At 66.3% G+C, this 15,996-nt stretch carries 12 protein-coding genes; 7 read left to right on the forward strand and 5 right to left on the reverse strand.

What is annotated here, in order from left to right; all coding sequences use genetic code 11:
- The first annotated feature begins 124 nt into the window (after window positions 1-124).
- The 5 genes from ACSQ3O_RS23830 to ACSQ3O_RS23850 all read left to right on the forward strand — a co-directional run bounded on the left by ACSQ3O_RS23830 (window position 125) and on the right by ACSQ3O_RS23850 (window position 8,920).
- Window positions 125-3,955: a DUF748 domain-containing protein gene (locus tag ACSQ3O_RS23830; RefSeq protein WP_436140686.1), complete on the forward strand. Its 3,831-nt coding sequence runs from the start codon at window positions 125-127 to the stop codon at window positions 3,953-3,955.
- 113 nt (window positions 3,956-4,068) lie between these two features.
- The gene (locus tag ACSQ3O_RS23835) at window positions 4,069-6,318 is read left to right on the forward strand and encodes a protein-disulfide reductase DsbD family protein (RefSeq protein ID WP_436140687.1); all 2,250 of its coding nucleotides are present in this window, start codon (window positions 4,069-4,071) and stop codon (window positions 6,316-6,318) included.
- Between the two features lie 51 nt (window positions 6,319-6,369).
- Complete coding sequence (locus tag ACSQ3O_RS23840) at window positions 6,370-6,984, forward strand: thioredoxin family protein (protein WP_436140688.1); 615 nt, start codon at window positions 6,370-6,372, stop codon at window positions 6,982-6,984.
- 40 nt (window positions 6,985-7,024) lie between these two features.
- Window positions 7,025-7,540, forward strand: a complete 516-nt coding sequence (locus tag ACSQ3O_RS23845) for a CoA-binding protein (RefSeq protein WP_298453224.1) — start codon at window positions 7,025-7,027, stop codon at window positions 7,538-7,540.
- Window positions 7,541-7,603: 63 nt separating this feature from the next.
- Window positions 7,604-8,920, forward strand: a complete 1,317-nt coding sequence (locus tag ACSQ3O_RS23850) for an O-acetylhomoserine aminocarboxypropyltransferase/cysteine synthase family protein (RefSeq protein WP_436140689.1) — start codon at window positions 7,604-7,606, stop codon at window positions 8,918-8,920.
- Window positions 8,921-8,940: 20 nt separating this feature from the next.
- On the opposite strand, the gene ACSQ3O_RS23855 is transcribed toward ACSQ3O_RS23850, so the two are convergent.
- The 4 genes from ACSQ3O_RS23855 to ACSQ3O_RS23870 all read right to left on the reverse strand — a co-directional run bounded on the left by ACSQ3O_RS23855 (window position 8,941) and on the right by ACSQ3O_RS23870 (window position 13,071).
- Window positions 8,941-9,768, reverse strand: coding sequence for an HpcH/HpaI aldolase/citrate lyase family protein (locus ACSQ3O_RS23855; protein ID WP_436140690.1), 828 nt, complete (start codon window positions 9,766-9,768; stop codon window positions 8,941-8,943).
- Between the two features lie 4 nt (window positions 9,769-9,772).
- Complete coding sequence (locus ACSQ3O_RS23860; RefSeq protein ID WP_436140691.1) at window positions 9,773-10,765, reverse strand: Bug family tripartite tricarboxylate transporter substrate binding protein; 993 nt, start codon at window positions 10,763-10,765, stop codon at window positions 9,773-9,775.
- An 83-nt stretch (window positions 10,766-10,848) separates the two neighbouring features.
- Window positions 10,849-11,709 carry an FAS1-like dehydratase domain-containing protein gene (locus tag ACSQ3O_RS23865; RefSeq protein WP_436140692.1) on the reverse strand — a complete coding sequence of 287 codons (861 nt, stop codon included), beginning with the start codon at window positions 11,707-11,709 and terminating at the stop codon, window positions 10,849-10,851.
- Window positions 11,710-11,775: 66 nt separating this feature from the next.
- Window positions 11,776-13,071: a CaiB/BaiF CoA transferase family protein gene (locus tag ACSQ3O_RS23870; RefSeq protein WP_436140693.1), complete on the reverse strand. Its 1,296-nt coding sequence runs from the start codon at window positions 13,069-13,071 to the stop codon at window positions 11,776-11,778.
- An 85-nt stretch (window positions 13,072-13,156) separates the two neighbouring features.
- Here ACSQ3O_RS23870 and ACSQ3O_RS23875 point away from each other — a divergent pair, with 85 nt between their 5' ends.
- The gene (locus tag ACSQ3O_RS23875; protein WP_436140694.1) at window positions 13,157-14,044 is read left to right on the forward strand and encodes a LysR family transcriptional regulator; all 888 of its coding nucleotides are present in this window, start codon (window positions 13,157-13,159) and stop codon (window positions 14,042-14,044) included.
- A gap of 47 nt (window positions 14,045-14,091) precedes the next feature.
- On the opposite strand, the gene ACSQ3O_RS23880 is transcribed toward ACSQ3O_RS23875, so the two are convergent.
- Complete coding sequence (locus ACSQ3O_RS23880; protein WP_436140695.1) at window positions 14,092-14,889, reverse strand: IclR family transcriptional regulator; 798 nt, start codon at window positions 14,887-14,889, stop codon at window positions 14,092-14,094.
- Window positions 14,890-15,031: 142 nt separating this feature from the next.
- Between ACSQ3O_RS23880 and ACSQ3O_RS23885 the strand changes: the two genes are divergently transcribed.
- Window positions 15,032-15,991, forward strand: a complete 960-nt coding sequence (locus ACSQ3O_RS23885) for an MBL fold metallo-hydrolase (protein ID WP_436140696.1) — start codon at window positions 15,032-15,034, stop codon at window positions 15,989-15,991.
- Window positions 15,992-15,996 lie beyond the last annotated feature (5 nt).

Here is a 15,996-nt window from a genome sequence, read left to right on the forward strand (position 1 = left end):
CCACCTCCACCTGTTGCAATGGCTTACCTCGGCTGACGCACTGCAGGGACAATAGCGGCTCGCGCGCGACCCCTCTGGTTTTTCGCCAGCCCCGGGGCTGCAGCGCCCACCCTAGCCTGCCGCCATGCCGATCTCCCTGCGCTCCGTCTCGTTTGCAACCCTGCGCCAGCACCGCTGGTTCCGCCCCGCCGTCCGCGCGCTGGCGGGTCTGATCGCCCTGTGGCTGGTCACCTGGCTCGCCATTCCACCGCTGATCAAGGGCCCGCTGGAGCGCATCGCGTCCGAGCAACTGGGGCGCACGGTGACCATTGGCGGCATCGACTTTCAGCCCTGGAGCCTCGAATTTGCGCTGCGTGACGTGGCCGTGGCGGGCGCCGACGGTGGGCCTCCGCAACTGACCATTGGCCGCATCTATGCCGATGGCGAGTTGCAGTCGCTGCTGCGCCTGGCGCCCGTGGTGGACGCCTTCACCATCGACAACCCGGTGCTGCGCATCACCCACCTGGGCGATGGCCGATATGACGTGGACGACATCATCGCCAAGGTCACCGCGCCCAAGAACGACCCCGAGCCCGACACCGGCCCCGCGCGCCTGGCGCTGTACAACCTGGCGCTCACGGGCGGCAGCATCGACTTCATCGACAACACGGTCACCGAGACCCACGAGGTGCGCGCGCTGACGCTGAAGGTGCCGTTCATCAGCACCCTGCCCTCGCAGCGCGAGGTCAAGGTCGAGCCCCACCTGGCGTTCACGCTGGACGGCAGCCGGTTTGACTCCTCCGCCGAGGGCACGCCGTTTGCGCAGACCGGCAAAGCCGACGCGCAGATCCGGCTGGATGGTCTGAACCTGGCGCCCTACCTGGGCTACCTGCCCGCCAACCTGCCCGTGAAGGTGCAAAGCGCCACGCTGGATGCGGACGTGAAGGTGGCCTTTGAGCAGCACCCGCGCATGGCCGTGAAGCTGAGCGGCACCGTGCAAGCCAGCGGCGTGCGCATGGCCGACCGCCAGGGCGCCGACCTGCTGAGCTACGAGCGCCTGAAGATTGACATGGCCGATGTGCGCCCGCTGGAGCAGATCGTGCGCCTGCAGCATGTGGAGCTGACGGCGCCGGTGGTCACGGCCACGCGCGATGCGGCGGGCCAGATCAACCTGGCGCAGCTGGCAGCGCCTGCGCAGGCTGCAACGCCCGCCAAGGGCAAGGCCACCCCACCTGCAGCGCCAGCATCTGCCGACGCTGCATCTTCGCCACGGGCCAGCACCGCCTCCGCCCCTGCGGCCCCCGCCTCTGCGGGCAATGCCAAAGCCAAGGCAGCCGATCCCGCCTGGGCGGTCGAAGTGGCCACCGCCGCCGTGCGTGGCGGCACCCTGCGCTGGGCCGACGCCACCACGCGCCCCGCTGCAGCCCTGCAGGCCACGGAACTCACGCTGGAGGCCGCCGACATCGCCCTGCCTTTCGCCAAAGACAACGCCAAGCCGTTCACCTTCAAGGGCGGGCTCAACCTGCAGGGCAGCACGCTCAGCTTCACCGGCGAAGCCACAGACCAAAAGGCCCAGGTCAACACCACCCTGAACGCACTGGCCCTGCAACTGGCTGCGCCCTACCTGGCCCAGGCGCTGGAACCCACGGTGACCGGCCAGCTCAGCGGTGATGTGGGTGTGACTTGGCAAGCCCCCACGGGCGTAGCCGCACAGGCAGGTGCCACGGGTGTCACCCTCAAGGCGGGCCCCCTGGCGCTGGAGCAACTCGCCGTCAAGCAGGGCAAGACCACCTTGGCCAGCCTGGGCAAGCTGGAGATTGCAGGCGCCGAAGTGCCTCTGGACGCACGCACCGCCACACTGGAGCGGCTGGCCATCAGCCAGCCACAACTGGCGGTGGAGCGCGGCGCGGACGGGCGCTGGATGTTTGAACGCTGGCTGAAGGCTGCTCCTGCCGCGCAAGGCAGCGCCACCGCAACTGCTGACTCAGCCCCCGCCAGCAACGCCGCGCCCTGGAAGCTGCGCGTGGCCGATTTCTCGCTGCAGGGCGGCACCGTCTCGCTGGCCGACAACGCCCAGCCGCGCCCCGTGGCGCTGGACGTGACGGCCCTGGGCATCACCGCCCGCAACCTGGCCAGCGACGGCAGCAAGCCCGAGGCCTTCACGCTCACCGCCCGCGCCGCCGCGCCGGGCAAGGGCAACAACAAGGCCGCACCCGGCAAGATCGACTACCAGGGCACGCTGGCCCTGCAGCCCCTGACCACCCAGGGCCAGCTGGAGGCATCCCGCCTGCCGCTGCATGCGCTGGACGGTTACCTGGCCAGCCAGCTGTCGGTGGAACTGCTGCGCGCCGATGTGGGCTACCGGGGCCAGGTGGCGCTGGCGCAGTCCGACAAGGGCGTCAGCCTGCGCCTGGCGGGTGATGCCGTGGTCGAAGACCTGCAGGCCAACAGCACGGCCGCCTTCACCCCCAAGACCGAGGCCCAGGTGGGCGAGGAACTGCTGGCCTGGAAGAGCCTGAACCTGCGTGGCCTGGCAGTAGCCACCGCCCCCGGCACCGCGCCGCGCGTGGAGGTCAAGGAAACCAGCCTGGTGGACTTTTTTGCGCGCGTCACCGTGAATGAGGTCGGCCGCATCAACCTGAGTGACATCGCCAAGACACCGGAAGAAGCCCGTGCCGCCAATGCCGCCAGCGCCTCGGCCAATGCGCCCCCCGCCAGCACAGCGGCTGCGCCCGCAGCCACCGCAGCAGCATCTGCAGCCTCTGCCCCGGCCGCCGTCGCGCAAGTCAACCCGCTCGCGCCCGTGGTGCAGTTCGGCCCGGTGAGCCTGGTCAATGGCCGGGTGGCGTTCTCGGACTTTTTCATCAAGCCCAACTACGCGGCCAACCTCTCGGAGCTGACCGGCAAGCTGAGCGCGTTCTCGTCGCAGGCGCCCGGCGGCGATCCGGTGCTGGCCGACCTGGAGCTGCGCGGCCGCGCCGAGGGCTCGGCCTCGCTCGAAATCACCGGCAAGCTCAACCCCCTGGCCCAGCCCCTGGCGCTCGACATCACCGGCAAGGTGCGCGACCTGGAACTGCCCCCGCTCACGCCCTACGCCGTCAAGTACGCGGGCCACGGTATCGAACGCGGTAAGCTCAGCGTGGATGTGAACTACAAGGTGCTGCCGAACGGCCAGCTCACCGCCAGCAACCGGCTGGTGCTCAACCAGCTGACCTTTGGCGAGCCCGTGGAGGGCGCACCCAACAGCCTGCCGGTGAAACTGGCCGTGGCCCTGCTGGCCGACCGCAACGGCGTGATCGACCTGGACCTGCCCATCAGCGGCTCGCTCAACGACCCGCAGTTCCGCATCGGCCCCGTCATCTTCAAGATCGTCGTCAACCTGATCGGCAAGGCGCTGACCTCGCCCTTCAGCCTGCTGGCCAGCGCCTTTGGTGGTGGCGAGGAGATGAACCATGTGCCCTTTGCCCCCGGCAGCGCCACCCTCACGCCCGAGGCGCAGCAGAGCCTGGACAAGGTGGCCAAGGCCCTGGCCGACCGCCCCACGCTCAAGATCACCGTGACCGGCACGGCCAGCCTGCCGGACGAACGCGAAGGCCTGCAGCGCGAAAGCCTGCAGCAACGGGTGCTGGCCGAAAAGCGCCGCGCCAACCCGGCGGACACCCCCCCCGTGTCGGCCGCCGAGTACCCCGCCCTGCTCAAGGAGGTGTACCGCCGCGCCGACATCCCCAAGCCGCGCAACCTGGTCGGCCTGGCCAAGGACCTCACGGTGCCCGAGATGGAAGCCCTGCTGCTGGCCCACCAGCCCGCCACCGAGGCCATGGCCGCCGAGCTGGCTACGCAGCGCGGTCAGGCGATCCGCACCTATCTGGTTGCGCAGAAGCTGCCGGTGGAGCGCCTCTTTGTCGCAGCCCCCAAGGCGGGCAAGCAGCCCGAAAAGTGGACCCCGCGTGCGGATTTGAGCCTGGCCACACAATAGGCGGCTGGCTGGCGGGAGGATTCCGGGGAATCCCCCCGCCAGTCTGATCGCCCCGCAGGCAGAGCGCAGGGGCGCTGGAACCAAACCCGCCCCGCCCGCTCCCACACTGCACCATGCCTTCACGCCTGCTTCACCGCCTCGCAGCCACTCTTTTTTTTATAGCTGCAAGCGCTCTATGGACGGGCGCAAACGCCCAATTTAGCCCCAAAACTGGCGGCCAGGGCACCAGCGTGGTCACCACGCCCTATGTGCGCGCCGAGCTGCTGGCGCATGCGCCGCAGGGCGTGGCGCCCGGCCAGCCGCTGTGGCTGGGCCTGCAGATTACCCACCAGCCCGAGTGGCACACCTACTGGAAAAACCCCGGCGACTCCGGCCTGCCCACCGACCTGGCCTGGACCTTGCCCGCCGGGCTGGACGCGGGCGAAATCGCCTGGCCCCTGCCCAAGAAGATCCCCATCGGCACGCTGGCCAACTATGGCTACGAAGGCACGGTGCTGCTGCCCGTGCCCGTGACGGTGGCCAGCACGTTTGCGCCCGGTCCGCTGGCCAAGGACGCGACGATCAAACTGCGCGCCTCGTGGCTGGTGTGCCGCAAGGAGTGCATCCCTGAGGAGGGCGAGTTCACGCTGCAACTGCCCATTCAGAGCACCACCGCACTGAGCGGCGCTGCGTTTGAAGCCGCCTCCAAGGCGCATCCCCGGCCGGTGCTGGCGGGCACCAACGGCATCGTGCCCGACAGCCAGGCGCAGTTGGCCGCCGAGGGCAACACCCTGAACGTCAGCGTGCAGGGCCTGCCCGTGGCGCTGCGCGGCAAGACGCTGGACCTGTTCCCTGAAACCGCCGAAGTCATCGACAACGCTGCGCAGTGGAAGCAGGCCTGGAACGGCAGCGTGTGGACCGCGCAGATTCCCCTGTCCACCCAGCGCAGCGCCAGCCCCAGCCTGATGCCCGTGGTGCTGGCCGAGCAGGCAGCCCCAGGCCACGGCACTGGCCCCGACACCCGCACCGGCTACCGCGCTGAGCTGAAGGTGCTGGGCACCTGGCCCCAGGGCGCGTCGGTGGCTGCAGTGTCGCCTGCGCTGGAAGCCGCCCTCAAGGCCAACGCAGCGCAGGCAGGCGGTGCGGCAACACCGGCTGCAGGCTCCGGCGCCTCGTCACTCACCCTCACCGCCGCATTGCTGGGCGCCTTGCTCGGTGGGCTCATTCTTAACCTCATGCCCTGCGTGTTCCCGGTGCTGGCAATCAAGGTGGTGGGCTTTACCCAGCATGCACAGGACCGGCGCGCGCACCGCATTAGCGGCATGGCGTACACGGCGGGTGTGGTGCTGTCGTTCATCGCGCTCGGCGCGCTCATGCTGGGCCTGCGTGCGGCGGGTGAGGCGGTGGGCTGGGGCTTCCAATTGCAGTCGCCCGCCGTGGTCGCATCGCTCGCGGCGCTGTTCACGCTGATCGCACTCAACCTGGCGGGTGTGTTCGAGTTCGGGCATTTCCTGCCGTCCTCGGTGGCCAGCCTGCAGGCGCGCCACCCGGTGGCCGACAGTTTCCTCACCGGCGTGCTGGCCGTGGCCGTGGCCTCGCCCTGCACCGCGCCGTTCATGGGCGCGTCACTGGGCCTTACCGCCACGCTGCCAGCGCCCCAGGCGCTGGCCGTGTTTGCCGCGCTGGGCCTGGGGCTGGCGCTGCCGTACCTGGCGGCGAGCTTGGTGCCCGCCGTGGCGCGCGCCCTGCCCCGCCCCGGCGCGTGGATGGACACCTTCCGCAAGCTGATGGCCTTCCCCATGCTGGCCACTGTGGTCTGGCTGGTGTGGGTGTTGGGCCAGCAAAGTGGCATCGATGGCGCGGGTGCACTGCTGATCCTGCTGGTGGGGCTGTCGCTGGTGGTGTGGGCGCTGTCGCTGGCCGGGCGTGCGCGGGTGTGGATGGCCAGCGTGTCCATCGCGGCGATGGCCTTGCTGGTCTGGTCTTTTGCGCCGCACATCACCAACGTGCCCACCACGCAAAGCGCGACCCAGGCGTCGTCGGCCACCGGCTGGCAGCCCTGGGCACCCGGCGCGGCCGAGCAGATCGTGGCCAGTGGCCGCCCTGTGTTTGTGGACTTCACCGCCGCCTGGTGCGTGACCTGCCAGTACAACAAGAAGACCACGCTGGCCGACGCCAACGTGCTCGCCGATCTGCAAACGAAAAACGTCGCCCTGCTGCGCGCCGACTGGACGCGCCGCGACCCTGCCATCACCGCCGCCCTGGCGTCGCTGGGCCGCAGCGGCGTGCCCGTGTACGTGTTCTACCGCCCCGGCAAACCGCCGGTGGTGCTGACCGAGGTGCTCAGCGTGGACGAGGTGCGCGCCACCATCGCCCAGTTGTAGGCCCACCTTTCAGCTTTCGACCACCCGCCAACCCCTTCAGGAGACCCCGCCATGAAGCTGCTTCGCCGTACGTTGATCGCCACCGCCGCCCTGGTCGCCCTGGGCGCCCAGGCCGCCGCCACCGTGGGCCAGCCCGCGCCCGACTTCACGCTCAAGGACACCAGCGGCAAGACCGTGCGCCTGTCGGACTTCAAAGGCAAACACGTGGTGCTGGAATGGACCAACCCCGGCTGCCCCTTTGTGCGCAAGCACTACGACAGCGGCAACATGCCCGCCACGCAAAAAGACGCCACCGGCAAAGGCGTGGTGTGGCTGTCCATCAACTCCACCGAAAAAGCCAGCAGCGACTACCTGGAGCCCGCCAAACTCGCGGCCTGGAAGACCGAGCGCAAAGCCGCCCCCACCGCCGTGCTGATGGACGAAGAAGGCACCGTGGGCAAGAGCTACGGCGCGCGCACCACGCCCCACATGTACATCGTCAACCCGCAGGGCATGCTGGTGTACGCAGGCAGTATCGACAGCATCCCCTCGGCCCGCCCGGCCGACATCGAGAAGGCCACCAACTATGTGAAGGTGGGGCTGGCCGAGGCACTGGCTGGCAAGCCCATCTCGGCGGCGACAACGGCGCCGTATGGGTGCAGCATCAAGTACAAGTCGCCGGCCTGACCCTCCGCTGCAAACCAGAGGGCATGCGTACACTGTTTGCATGCTCCACACCCCCGACACCATCAGCACCCTGCGCCACCTGCTCACCGCCTGCCGCACCATCGCGGTGGTGGGCCTCTCGCCGCAGTGGCACCGCCCCAGCTACTTTGCCGCCAAGTACATGCAGGCGCACGGATACCGCATCGTGCCGGTCAACCCGCTGGTGGCGCGCGAGGGCGGGCAGATCCTGGGCGAGACGGCCTATGCCAGCGTGACCGAGGCAGCCGCCGTGCTGGCGGCGCAGGGCCAGAAGATCGACATGGTGGACTGCTTTCGCAAGAGCGAGGACATCCCACCGCTGGCCGAGGAGGCCGTCGCCATCGGCGCACAGTGCCTGTGGCTGCAGCTTGGCGTGTTCAACGAGGCCGCAGGCCAGCGCGCCGAGGCTGCCGGGCTGCAGGTGATCCAGAACCGCTGCGTGAAGATCGAACACGCGCGGCTGTTTGGTGGCCTGGGCTGGATGGGCGTGAACACACGCGTGATCAGCGCCAAGCGCTTGCGGCAGCTGCCTTACTAGCAATTTGATAGCTGCAACCGCTTATCCATAGCGCGGAAACGGCCATTTTTTCTTCAAAAAACCATGTCTTCCAACCCACCCTCCGGCGCCGACCGCGCCTTTGGCTTTGGCACCCGTGCCATCCACGCCGGTGCCCAGCCCGACCCGGTGACCGGCGCGCGTGCCACGCCCATCCACCAGACAACCAGCTTTGTCTTCGACAACGCCGAACACGCCAGCAGCCTGTTCAACCTGCAGACCTTTGGCAACGTCTACAGCCGCATCAGCAACCCCACGGTGGCGGTGTTGGAGGAGCGCATCGCCAGCCTCGAAAACGGCCGCGCGGCCCTGGCCTGCGCCAGCGGCATGGCGGCGCAGATGGCGGCACTGCTGGCTATCCTCAAAACCGGCGACCACATCGTGGCGGCCAGCACGCTCTACGGCGGCACGGTGGGGCAGCTGGGCGTGGGCTTCAGCCGCCTCGGCATCGAAACCACCTTTGTGGACCCTGCCGATCCCGAGAACTTTGCGCGCGCCATGCGCCCCAACACCCGCGCCGTGTATGGCGAGACCATCGGCAACCCGCTGGTCAACGTGCTCGACATCGCGGCCGTGGCCGAGGTGGCGCATGCGCACGGCGTGCCGCTCATCATCGACAACACGGTGGCCAGCCCGTACCTGTGCAACCCGCTGGCCCTGGGCGCCGACATCGTGGTGCACAGCGCCACCAAGTACATCGGCGGCCACGGCACCACCATGGGCGGCGTGGTGGTGGAGGGTGGCAAGTTCCCGTGGGACAACGGCAAGTTCCCCGAGATGGTGGAGCCCAGCCGCGCGTACCACGGCGTGAAGTTCTACGAGACCTTTGGCGACTTTGGCTACACGATGAAGGCGCGCATGGAGGTCAACCGTACCTTTGGCGGCGTGCTCTCGCCCATGAACGCATGGCAACTGCTGCAGGGCGCCGAAACCCTGCACCTGCGCATGCGCGAGCACTGCCGCAACGCGCTGGCCGTGGCGAAGTTTTTGCAGAGCCACCCGCAGGTGGCGTGGGTCAACTACCCCGGCCTGGCCGATTCGCCGTATTTCGACCTCGCGCAAAAGCAATTCCGCGCGGTGGATGGCACACCGGGCGCATCGGGCATCCTCACGTTTGGCGTGAAGGGGGGCGCTGCGGCGGGCGAGAAGTTCATCGACGCCTGCGAATTCTTGAGCCACCTCGCCAACATCGGCGACGCGAAGACGCTGGTGATCCACCCCGCATCGACCACACACCGGCAGCTCAATGAAGAAGAGCTGGCCCGCGCGGGTGTGAGCGCGGACATGGTGCGTTTGTCGGTAGGCATTGAGGACCTGGACGACATCCTGTGGGACATCGACCAGGCGCTGGGGCGCAGGTAACTCTGTGGCAGCAGCCAGCCTCAATGCGCTCCAAGCAGCTCGGATGCCCGCTTCAACACGGGGGCATCCACCATGCGCCCTTCGAACTCGAACGCCCCGCTGTAGCGCGCGGCGGCTTCAGTGACCTGTCGGGCCCATTCCAGCCGCCGCGCGTCGGGGACGAATCCGCGATGCACCGCAGCGATCTGCGAGGGGTGGATGCACAACTTTCCGCCAAAGCCCGTGCGGTATGCGCGTTGCGCATCATGCAAGCCGCGCTGCGCATCCCGGATGTCCAGCGTCACGCCATCCACGGGGGGCGCCAGGCCGGCAGCACATGAGGCCAACACGATCTGGGCACGGTAAGGCGCCAGCACGTTGTCCAGGTCACCGTCAGGCATGTCGTGGTCGATGCGCAGGTCCAGGCAGAAGTCCACCGTGCCGAACAGCAGTCTGACAACCCCAGGACATTGCGCCAGAAGTTGAACGTTTTGCAGGCCAGCAGCTGTCTCCACCAGCGCAAGCAGCGGCACGGGGCGGCCAATAGACCGGCGCACGAGGTCCAGTTGCCCAGGCGTCTCTGCCTTGGGGACCACCACAGCGGCCACGCCCAGATGTCCGCACAAAGCCAAGTCTTCGTCGATCCACGGCGTATCTGTGGCGTTCACGCGAACCAGGCCGGTACCACCCCGCTCCAGGTAGGCATGGCAGGCAGCACGCGCACGCGCCTTGTCATCCATCCGCACGGCATCCTCCAGATCGAGAATCACCGCGTGCGCGCCACTGTCGGCGGCCTTGGCAAAACGTTCAGGACGATCGCCCGGAACAAACAGCAGCGACCGGGCCGCGGACAGCTTGGAGGTCCACATCGGGTCAATCCAGACTGACTTTGGCATTGCGGATGATGGTGCGCCAGCTGCTGATATCTTCATTCAGCAAGCGGGCCAGTTGGGCCGCGCTGGAGGGCATGGGCTGCGCACCTTGCTCCTCCATTCTTTTGGTGTATTCGGGGTTGGTCAGCACCTTGTGTATGGCCTGATTCAGCCGGGTGCGAAGCGTCTCGGGCACAGCGCCAGGCGCGAAAACTGCGAACCACGAATCCACAATCATCGGAGGGTAGCCACTTTCGAGGGCTGTGGGCAGCTCGGGGAACAACCGCGAACGCTGCCCGCCGGTGACCGCGATGGCGCGCAGTTTTCCCGAGCGAATGTGGGGAAGCGCTGCAGGAATGGTTGAGATCATGAACTGCGTCTGCCCGGCCATCAGATCGACCAGAGCGGGGGCCGCGCCCTTGTAGGGTACATGCGTGATCTTCAGGTCTGCCAGTTGGGCATACATCTCACCGGCCAGGTGAAAAATGCTGCCAGCCCCTGCCGAGCCGTAACTGACCTGACCGGGGTGGGCTTTGGCGTAGCTGCTCAGTTCCTGCAGCGTCTTCACTGGCAATGCAGGATTGACAACGACAACGTTGTTGACACGCGCCACCAGGGAAATCGGCGCGAAACTGGTGACCGGGTCCCACGGGATCTTCTTGTACAGGGACGGGTTGATGGCATTGGTGCCGTTGTACCCAAGAAGCAGCGTGTATCCGTCGGGCACGGCCTGCGCCACCACAGAGGCGCCGATATTGCCGCCCGCACCACCACGGTTGTCTACCACCACAGGCTGCCCTAGTTCTTTGCCTAGCCCATCGGCCAGGATGCGCCCGACGATGTCGGTAGTCCCCCCAGCCACGAAGGGCACGATCAAGGTGACAGGTTTGGCAGGGTAGCTGTTCGCAAAGGCAGAGGTGGCGCAAAAGGCTGCCGCCAAGGCGAGCAGAACGCGGCGGCCCACTGGGCGAAGAGAGTTGCGAGGCGTGGTCATGGGTTGTCTCCTGGTAGTGCTCGTTGTATTGCTAGGTTGCGTAAGCCATGGTTTCTTGAAAGGTGCTGCCATCTCTAGCGCGCCTAAAACAAGGCCTCGGCCTGCATGGAAACCGCGCCGCTCTCCAGCGTGACCCACACCATGGCTGTACCGGCGCTCTCGCCCCAGTGCAGAGTCAGCGTCTGGCCCAGCAGTGCAGGGCGCAGGCCCCTGTAGCGGAATTCGCGCAGCGGACACCCGGCGACTTCTTGCGCCCAGGCCGCCAAAAGGGTTGCATTGAGCGGGCCATGGATGACCAGGTTGTCGTAGCCTTCAACCCCACGGCAGTAGTCCAGGTCATAGTGAATGCGATGGCCATTGAAAGTGAGCGCGGAGTAGCGGAACAACTGCGTGGCGTCGGGTCGGTAGGTACGCGTACGGGTAGAAATGGGCAGGCCCGCATCGGTGGGCACCACAGCGCCAACGGGTGGGGCGGGATGGGCCGGTGCGGCGGACTTGTAGACGATGTCGTGAAGCTCCCGGAGCGCTAGTTGCCCTTGGTGCCAGATCTCATGCGCCACCGTCACGAAGACCAGATCGCCGCTGCGCCCCGCCTTGTGCTGCACCGACGCAATGCGCGAGCGCTTCTCCACCGCAGCCCCTAACGGCAGGGGGGCATCAAAGTTCACTACGCCGCCAGCCCACATGCGGTTGGGCAGAGGTACGGGGGGCAGGAAGCCGCCGCGCGCTGGATGGCCGTCGCGCCCCAACTCAGTGGGCGGCAGGCCCTCCAGGAAGTAGGTCCAGTGCCACAGGGGAGGCAAAGCGGCGCCAACACCCAGAGCATCGCGGGACAGTCCGAGTGTGGCGGCCATCAGACCGGCGTGGCGCGGCGCCAACAGGTCATGTGTAGTGGTTTCGCGGCCCACCCAGTTTTGCAAGTAGGCAAGATTGATCTCATTCATGGCAAGGACTCTCCGATGGCAACTTGGTGCAAGGGGCTGGCAAATGAGCAGCCGACGATTTCCGGGTCAGGCAGACTTCTGGGCAGAACGCGCTTCGTCGAAGTCCGTTGGCCGTTCGGCAAACTCCCTGCGTAACACCTCCGTGTGCTGTCCAAGCTCGGGGGCCGGGGCAAAGCGGCCAAGATCCCAGGGGCCGCGCACGGGCGGTGCAACCATGTCCACCGCCCGTCCCTGCACCGGCATGGACCAGGTGCGCAGTGCCGGGTGTCGCGCCATATCTCCCACCGATCGCACCTGGCCATAGGCAGTGTTGGACTGATTGAGCCGTGCAAGCGCCGCTTGCAGTGGAAGCGCGGTGAATGCCTGGACGATGATGGCGTCCAGCTGTGCCCTGTGGCGCACCCGATCGGAGTTGCTGGCAAAGCGTTCATCTGCCGCCAGTTCCGGTTGCAGCAGGAACCTGCTGCAAAACATGCCCCACTCGCGCTCGTTCTGGATGCTGATCACCACATCCTTGCCATCCTGCGTGGTGTACGCCCCATAGGGTGCAATAGAGGGATGCCTCAGCCCTTGGCGACCTGGCGCCCCGTCGCCCTGGGTCTCGTGCAGATAGGGAACGGTCATCCAGTCGGCTGCACCGTCAAACAGCGACACAGATACCCCACATCCCTTACCAGTGCGCTCACGCAGTGCCAGCGCGGAAAGGACGGCAATGGTGGCATTCATACCTGCACCGATATCGCAGATCGACACGCCAATGCGCCCGCACGCCTCCGGAGCGCCACTTATTGCGGCCAGACCGCTTTCACACTGCACCAGCAGGTCATACGCCTTGAGCCCGCTGGCGGGACCATCGGCACCATAGCCCGTGATGTCGCAAGTAATCAGGCGCGGATACCGTGCACGCAAGCCCGCACTGTCAAAGCCAGCGCGCTCCAGGGCGCCTGGCGCCAGGTTCTGTACAAAAACATCGGCCTGGGCGAGCAAACCACGCAGAAACTCGGCATCTGCGCTTTGCTTGAAATCCAGCACCAGCGACTCCTTGCCGCGATTGGTCCACAGAAAGTATGAGGAGCTGCCATGGACAGCATGGTCGTAACCTCTTGCGAAGTCGCCTTCTGTGCGCTCGACCTTAATGACCCGTGCACCCATTTCAGCCAATCGGCCAGTGCACAGTGGAGCGGCCAGCGCCTGCTCAATGGAGACGACCAAGAGGCCGTCCAGAGGGCGAACAGAAGTCTCTGAGACGAAGGAACTTTTACGGGTAGAGGAGTTTTTTGCTTGCATGGCGCAAGTTTCTCCAGGCAGCCCCAGCACGAAAAGCGAATTCTTGCAAAACCATCGTTCGCGTAAAACGAACAAGCAACATCAAGGATGTCTCCCATGGCCCTGCTACGGTTCGGTTCCAATCGGACCGTTCCAACAGAGAAAGCGGAGACAGCGAAACATGCGCTATGAACTCACCGACCTGAAGGTTTTCCTCGCCGTGGCGCAGGAGGGACACCTGTCACGCGGCGCGCGGCGCTGCCACTTGGCACCATCCTCTGCGAGCCTGCGCCTCAAGGGATTGGAGGAGGCTGTCGGCACGCCGCTTTTTGTACGCCATGCGCGGGGAGTCACTTTGACCCAGGCAGGCAACGTGATGCTGGAGCACGCTCGGCGCTGCATCGCTCAGCTGGAGCAGATGCACGCCGACCTGCAGCCTTACTCGAAGGGACTGGCAGGACATATCACCCTGTTCGCAAACAACAATGCCATCAGTTCGTTCCTGCCCGATGATCTCGCCCAGTTCTTCACGGCCTACCCGGCTGTGCGCATCACCATGGAAGAACGGCTGAGCCTGGACATCGTCTCCGCCGTGGCCGCAGGACGCGCGGATGTGGGGGTTGTTGCCTTTGAGGAGGAACACATCGGCCTCGCGTTCCTTCCCTACCGCGATGACCAACTTGTACTGCTAGCTCCGTTGCAAAGCGCACTAGGGAGCCGTCGTTCAGTGCGGTTCGCAGACTGCCTGGACCAGCCGTTTATCAGCCTGCAATCAGGAGCCGCTCTGCACACCTATCTCATGAACCATGCAGCGGCGCTAGGTGCCCGTCTGGATGTGCGAGTGCAGGTATCAGGCTACCGGGCAATAGCTCGCTTGGTGGCGTCCGGAGCAGGTGTCGGTGTGGTGCCACGGTCAGCGATGGGGCGAGGAGATCACGGGAAGTTGGCCTGCCTTGCAATCGAAGAGCCCTGGGCCCAACGACGGCTCAAGGTCTGCTTTAAGGAAGGCATAGAGCAAATCAACCCCTTTGTGCCACAGCTTGTCAGCATCCTGCGCAAACAAAAATGAAGAGACAGCGCCCCAAGAGCTTTTGAGCAAAAAAGCCCACAACTTCGCTATGGCGCTCCCAGCCGCTGCGACAGGCTGCGCGCGGTATCGCGCAGATGACAGGCTGCAATGCTGTCCGGCCCCGTCTGCAGCGTCGCGCTGGGGCCGATCACGGCGATGCACAGCACCAGTTGCCCAAACCCATCAAACACCGGCGTGGCCAGCGCGCTGATGCCGGGCAGGAGCTGGTCGGTCACCTCGCTGATCTGGTGCTGGCGCACCGCCTCCAGTTCGGCCGCAAAGGCGGGCTCGTCCAGTGCTCCCGCAAACCCTTCGGCCGCCAGCGCAGCCGCAGCGCGCTCGCGCGGGCCGAAGGCTGCGAACACCTTGCCCGTGGCCGTGTGCCGCACCGAGGCCGTGGTGCCGTGGCGCATGGCCACGTACACGGCCGTAGGGCCTTCTTCCACCCGAATGATGGTGGGGCCGTTGTCGCCCCAGACCGAGGCCGACACGGTGTAGCCGATGCGCTGGGCCAGCGCGGGCAGCTCGGCAATGGCCAGACGCACCGGGTCCACCTGCTGCAGGCTGATCAGGCCGAGTTGCATGGCGAGCGGGCCCAGGCCGTAGTGGCCGCTCACGGCGTCTTGCTCGATCAGGCCCAGCTTGCCAAAGCTCACCAGGTAGGGGTGGGCCTTGGCGGCCGTCATGTCCGCCGCGCGGGCCAGGTCCTTGAGCGCCATGCGCCGGCCGGTGCGGGCCAGCACCTTCAGCAGCTGGCCGCCCACCTCCACGCTCTGGATGCCGCGCGAGCTGCGGGGCGTGTCTTCGTCGTCGGCGGGGGGCAGGTCGGGGGTCGTGGTGGGCATGGGGCGATTGTCCACGCAGCGCAGTCACCCGCACCCCTTCGGGTTTACACCTAAACAAATGCGTTAGACATAAACGAACTTCTTGCCTAACATCAACAAATTCCGTTTAGATAAATGCATTCACCATTAACAAATTCCCACCATGAGCACCGTCAAAACCTTTGCCTCCGCTGCTGACCTCGAAGTGAAGAAGGTGAGCTTCGACAAGCTCTCCGACCACGCCTATGCCTACACGGCCGAGGGCGACCCCAACACCGGCATCATCATTGGCGACGACGCGGTGATGGTCATCGACACCCAGGCCACGCCCGTGATGGCGCAGGACGTGATCCGCCGCATCCGCGAGGTGACGGACAAGCCCATCCAATACGTGCTGCTGAGCCACTACCACGCGGTGCGCGTGCTGGGCGCCAGCGCCTATGGGGCCGAGCACATCATTGCCAGCGAGGACACGCGCGACCTGATCGTGGAGCGCGGCCAGTTCGACAAGGACAGCGAGATTGGCCGCTTTCCGCGCCTGTTCCAGAACGTGGAGAGCGTGCCCGACGGCCTGACCTGGCCGACCATGACCTTCAACCGGAAGATGACCCTGTGGCTGGGCAAGCTCGAAGTGCAGATCCTGCAACTGGGCCGGGGCCACACCAAGGGCGACACCGTGGCCTGGCTGCCGCAGGAAAAGATCCTCTTCAGCGGCGACCTGGTGGAGTTCGACGCCACGCCGTATGCGGGCGATGCGTACTTCCAGGACTGGCCACAGACGCTGGACAACATTGCGGCCCTGAAGCCCGAAAAGCTCGTGCCCGGCCGGGGCGCCGCGCTGCAGACGCCCGAGCAGGTGCAGGCCGGCCTGGCGGGCACGCGCGCCTTCATCAGCGACCTGTACGACAGCGTGAAGGCCAGTGCGGCCAAAGGCGAAGACCTGCGCAAGGTGTACGAGGCCACGTTTGCCAAGCTGCAGCCCAAGTACGGCCACTGGGTCATCTTCAACCACTGCATGCCGTTTGACGTTACCCGTGCCTACGACGAGGCCACGCAGTACCCCGACCCGCGCATCTGGACTGCCGAGCGCGACATCCAAATGTGGAAGGCTTTGGAAGGCTAGGCCGC

This window comes from Acidovorax sp. LjRoot74 (assembly GCF_964254355.1).
Lineage (GTDB): Bacteria > Pseudomonadota > Gammaproteobacteria > Burkholderiales > Burkholderiaceae_C > Acidovorax.

Excerpts from the sequence above, each read along its gene's own strand:
- ACSQ3O_RS23830 (WP_436140686.1), top strand. The coding sequence starts at position 125 with ATGCCGATCTCCCTGCGCTCCGTCTCGTTTGCAACCCTGCGCCAGCAC.
- ACSQ3O_RS23855 (WP_436140690.1), bottom strand. The coding sequence starts at position 9,768 with ATGTGGACCTCCAAGCTGTCCGCGGCCCGGTCGCTGCTGTTTGTTCCG.
- ACSQ3O_RS23850 (WP_436140689.1), top strand. The coding sequence starts at position 7,604 with ATGTCTTCCAACCCACCCTCCGGCGCCGACCGCGCCTTTGGCTTTGGC.
- ACSQ3O_RS23885 (WP_436140696.1), top strand. The coding sequence starts at position 15,032 with ATGAGCACCGTCAAAACCTTTGCCTCCGCTGCTGACCTCGAAGTGAAG.
- ACSQ3O_RS23880 (WP_436140695.1), bottom strand. The coding sequence starts at position 14,889 with ATGCCCACCACGACCCCCGACCTGCCCCCCGCCGACGACGAAGACACG.
- ACSQ3O_RS23840 (WP_436140688.1), top strand. The coding sequence starts at position 6,370 with ATGAAGCTGCTTCGCCGTACGTTGATCGCCACCGCCGCCCTGGTCGCC.
- ACSQ3O_RS23875 (WP_436140694.1), top strand. The coding sequence starts at position 13,157 with ATGCGCTATGAACTCACCGACCTGAAGGTTTTCCTCGCCGTGGCGCAG.
- ACSQ3O_RS23860 (WP_436140691.1), bottom strand. The coding sequence starts at position 10,765 with ATGACCACGCCTCGCAACTCTCTTCGCCCAGTGGGCCGCCGCGTTCTG.
- ACSQ3O_RS23845 (WP_298453224.1), top strand. The coding sequence starts at position 7,025 with ATGCTCCACACCCCCGACACCATCAGCACCCTGCGCCACCTGCTCACC.
- ACSQ3O_RS23865 (WP_436140692.1), bottom strand. The coding sequence starts at position 11,709 with ATGAATGAGATCAATCTTGCCTACTTGCAAAACTGGGTGGGCCGCGAA.
- ACSQ3O_RS23835 (WP_436140687.1), top strand. The coding sequence starts at position 4,069 with ATGCCTTCACGCCTGCTTCACCGCCTCGCAGCCACTCTTTTTTTTATA.